Source organism: Roseomonas chloroacetimidivorans (assembly GCF_049629625.1).
In the GTDB taxonomy this organism is placed as follows: Bacteria; Pseudomonadota; Alphaproteobacteria; order Acetobacterales; family Acetobacteraceae; genus Roseomonas; species Roseomonas chloroacetimidivorans.
On record NZ_JBNBZS010000186.1, the window covers coordinates 1 to 4,308 of the forward strand.

General features: G+C 70.6%; 3 protein-coding genes. 2 read left to right on the forward strand and 1 reads right to left on the reverse strand.

From position 1 onward, the window contains the following. The coding region (locus tag ACO1BU_RS36145; protein WP_424140705.1) for a hypothetical protein at positions 1–249 on the reverse strand (249 nt) is incomplete at its 3' end. A gap of 220 nt (positions 250–469) precedes the next feature. Between ACO1BU_RS36145 and ACO1BU_RS36150 the strand changes: the two genes are divergently transcribed. Next, a complete protein-coding gene (locus ACO1BU_RS36150) occupies positions 470–1,138 on the forward strand; it encodes a recombinase family protein (RefSeq protein ID WP_424140706.1) in 669 nt (222 codons plus the stop codon). 5 nt (positions 1,139–1,143) lie between these two features. Beyond that, on the forward strand, positions 1,144–4,062 hold the full coding sequence (locus tag ACO1BU_RS36155; protein ID WP_424140707.1) for a PAS domain S-box protein: 2,919 nt from the start codon (positions 1,144–1,146) through the stop codon (positions 4,060–4,062). Positions 4,063–4,308: the final 246 nt, after the last annotated feature.

The following is a 4,308-nucleotide window of genomic DNA, read 5'->3' on the forward strand; positions in this document are numbered from 1 at the left end:
GGCGCGGTGCTGCACCATGAAGTCGTCGCCCTTGGCGCCGGACTGCACCCGCACGTTGTTGCCGGCCAGGGCCAGTACCAGCAGGCCAATCAGCGTGTCGTCCGAGATCTCGAGCTCTCGAAGGCTACGTGCAGGGCGTCGATGCGAAGAACGCCCACCATGGCCTCGCCCTTCTGGGTCAGGTTGGGACTGGCCGGCTTGGCGTGGCGGGTTAGGTAGCGCACCGCATCCCCAGCTTGCAGGGGTCACCGCACGGTTTGCTCAAAACTGCACGCTAAGCGGCCCGGTGTAGGAACGAGGCGCGAACGTCGCGGAGCGGCCTGAAGCCGCCGGGTAGCGTCACGCAATCGTGCTCCGACCGTTTGCGGCGCCTTGTGCTGGTGGCGGGTTCTGTGACGAACCGGCGGCTTCGGGAAGCGGTGCCCGACCGTTGTCACGCATCCGGTCGTTTGTGGAGCGGAGTTCCCCCATGCTGATCGGCTACATGCGCGTGAGCAAGGCGGATGGCAGTCAGGCGTTGGATCTGCAGCGTGACGCCCTGCTCGCCGCCGGGGTGGACCCGGTGCGCCTCTACGAGGATCGCGCCTCGGGCAAGCGCGACGACCAGCCCGGCCTGGAGGCGTGCCTGAAGAGCCTCCGTCCCGGCGACACCCTGGTTGCCTGGAAGCTCGACCGGCTCGGGCGCGACCTGCGGCACCTGGTCACCCTTGCGCACGAGCTGACCGGGCGTGGTGTGGGGCTGCGCGTCCTCGCCGGCGAGGGGGCGGCCATCGACACCGCCTCCCCGAACGGCAGGCTGATGTTCGGCGTCTTCGCGGCGCTGTCCGAGTTCGAGCGCGAGCTGATCGTCGAGCGGACCAAGGCTGGCCTTGCCTCGGCGCGCGCACGGGGCCGTCACGGGGGGCGGCCGTACAAGATGACCCCGGCCAAGCTGCGTCTCGCCCAGGCCGCGATGGGCCGGCGGGAAACCGGGGTGGGCGCGCTGTGCGCCGAGCTCGGCGTCACCCGCCAGACGCTCTACCGCCACGTCGATCCCGAGGGCCGGCTCCGGCCGGATGGCGAGAGGCTGCTACGGCATTGCCACCCGGACCGAAGGCAAAGGCCCGCGGACGAACGCGCCGGGGCTGGAGGCCGGTGAACGGCATGCCTAGTTCCGAGAGCATGGTTCAGCGCCAGAAGGTGCTGGCCGACTTCGGCGAACTCGCCCTACGCAGCGAGGGCCTCAACGAGATCCTCACGGAGGCATGCCGCCTCGTGTGCGAGGCGCTCGGAACGGAACGTGCCAAGATCCTCGAAATCGAGCACGCCAATCGGACCCTGCTCCTCCGGGCGGGCGTCGGCTGGAAGCCGGACCTCATCGGCAGGCTTCGCTTGGAGATGAGCGAGCATTCCTCGGAGACCTTCTCGATCGAGGTCGGCGAGCCCGTCATCACCCGCAACATCCGCGAGGAGGATCGGTTCGAGATTCCCGCCTTCCTGAAGGACGCCGGCGTCGTCGCGCTCGTGAACGTGCCGATCTTCCTGCCGGGTGGCCAAGCCTATGGATTGCTGCAGGTGGACGCCACTGAGCCGCGCGAGTTCGGCGAGGAGGATACCGAGTTCCTGCGTACCTACGCCACGATCCTCGGCCCGGTGATCGACCGCCTGCACAAGGTTCACCGGCTACGGGCGACCGAGGAGCGGTTCCGCCTCGTCGTCGAGGGCGCACGCGACTACGCGATCTTCGTCTGTGACGCCGAGGATCGCATCACCGACTGGTTCCCGGGGGCGGAGGCGGTCCTCGGCTGGACCGCGGAGGAGGCGGTCGGGCAGTCCAGCAGCATCATCTTCACGCCGGAAGACCGGGCGGCGCATGTCGACGAGGATGAGTTCGAGACGGCCCGCTGGGAGGGAACCGCGCCGAACCGTCGCTGGCACCTGCGCAAGGACGGGGCAGGGGTGTTCATCGATGGCAGCGTCATCGCACTGCACGGCAAGGAGGGCGAAGTCCGCGGCTTCCTGAAGATCGGCCAGGACATTACCGAGCGACGCAGGGCCGAGGAGGCGCTGCGCGAGAGCGAGGAGCGGCTCCGACGGTTCGGGGACGCCTCCCTCGACGTGCTCTGGATCAGGGATGCGGAGACGCTGCAGTGGGAGTACCTGACCCCCGCCTTCGAGCGGATCTACGGCATGGAGGTGGACCGGGCCCTGAGCGGCGACACGCTGGTGAACTGGCTGGAGCTGATCCTCCCGGAGGACCGGGACCACGCCCTCGGTAACATCACCCGCGTGCGCGCGGGCGAGCGCGTCACCTTCGAATACCGGATCCGGCGACCGTCGGACGGCCGGGTCCGCTGGGTCCGCGACACCGACTTCCCCCTGGTGGACGAGGAGGGCCGCGTGCGCCGGATCGGCGGCGTCGGGCACGACGTCACCGACCTCAAGGAGGCCGAAGCGCGGCTGCGCGAGAGCGAGGCGCGCCTGCGCGCCACGGTGGACGCGGTGCCGCAGATCGCCTGGACCGCTCGCGCCGACGGGCACCATGACTACTACAACCGGCGCTGGTACGAGTACACAGGCCTGTCCCGCGAGCAGACCGAGGCCCAAGGCTGGACGGACGTCATCCACCCCGACGATTTGGCGCGCACGCAGGAGCGCTGGGCGCGCAGCCTGCGGACCGGCGAGGACTACGAGATCGAGTACCGCTTCCGCGGCGTGGACGGCGCCTACCGCTGGTTCATCGCCCGCGGGGTGGCGGTGCGCGACGCCCCGGACGAGGAGCACCCGCGGGGCCGCGTCGTCCGCTGGTTCGGCACCTTCACTGACATCGAGGACATGGTACAGGCGCGCGAAGTGCTAGCCCGCGGCCGCGAGGAGCTGGAGGCGCTGGTGGCCGCGCGCACGGCGGAGCTGACGGCCGCCGAGGAGACGCTGCGCCAGGCGCAGAAGATGGAGGCGGTGGGCCAGCTCACTGGCGGCATCGCGCATGACTTCAACAACATGCTCCAGGGCGTCGCCGGCGGCCTCGACATGGCGCGGCGGCGCATCGAGGAGGGTCGCACCGCGGAGGCCGGGCGCTACCTCGACGCCTCGCGCACGGCGGTCGGCCGGGCGGCGGGGCTGACGCGGCGCCTGCTGGCCTTCGCGCGGCGGCAGCGGCTGGACCGCAAGGCGGTGGACGCGGACGGGCTGGTCGCAGGCATGGCCGACCTCATCCGACGCACGATGGGCCCCGCGATCGGGGTGGAGCTGCGGCTGCGGGACGGCGCGGGCAGCGTGCTGTGCGACCCGAACGAGCTGGAGAGCGCGCTGCTGAACCTCTGCATCAACGCGCGCGACGCCATGCCTCAGGGCGGCCGGCTGACGATCGGCACGGCAAATGTTGGCCTCTCGGCCGCGGACCTCCGGAGAGAGGAGGCGGAGCCGGGCCGCTACGTGGCGCTCTCCGTTGCGGACACCGGCACCGGCATGCCGCCGGAGGTGCTGGAGCGCGTCTTCGAGCCGTTCTTCACCACCAAGCCGCTGGGCGAGGGGACGGGACTCGGACTGAGCCAAATTTACGGCTTTGTGCGGCAGTCTGGCGGGCTGGTGCGGATCGAGAGCGCGCCGGGGGCAGGCACGACGGTGCGGCTGCTGCTGCCGCTGCACGATGTCGCCGCGGCGGCCGAGGCGCGGGACGAGCCACCGCCTCCGCATGCCGCCTCGCAGGCCACGGTGCTGCTGGTGGACGACGAGGAGGGCGTGCGCTGCCCGGCCGCCGACCGGCTCCGCGACATGGGCCACGTGGTGCTGGAGGCGGCAGACGGGCCGGAGGCGCTGCGGGTCCTGGCCTTGGCCCGGCCGGACCTGCTCGTCACCGACGTCGGGTTGCCGAATGGCATGAACGGGCGGCAGGTAGCCGAGGTGGCGCGCGAGCAGCAACCAGGGCTGCCGGTGCTGTTCATCACGGGCTACGCCGGCACGGCGCTGCCGCCGGGGGTCGAGGTGATTGGCAAGCCCTTCGAGCTCGACACCCTGGCGAGGCGGGTGGGGGCGCTCCTGGAGAAGGCGCCGAAGGCAAACAAGAGGATCCCCGACGCTTAACGTGCAGTTTTGGGCAGTCCGTGCAGCGACCCCCTTGCAGCGGAGCGCGGCTTGCTGAACCGCCCCTTGAAGGGAACCCGGGCTGACTATCAGTGGACAGACGGGGATGGGGCGGATGACGCCTGCCGGTACCGGGACTGGAAACCGGGCCTCAGCCTCCCGTGATGATGGCCCTGATCCGCGCGGCCAGCATCCTCATCGGAAAGGGCTTGGTCATGACGTGCATACCGGGGGCGAGGTGCCCGT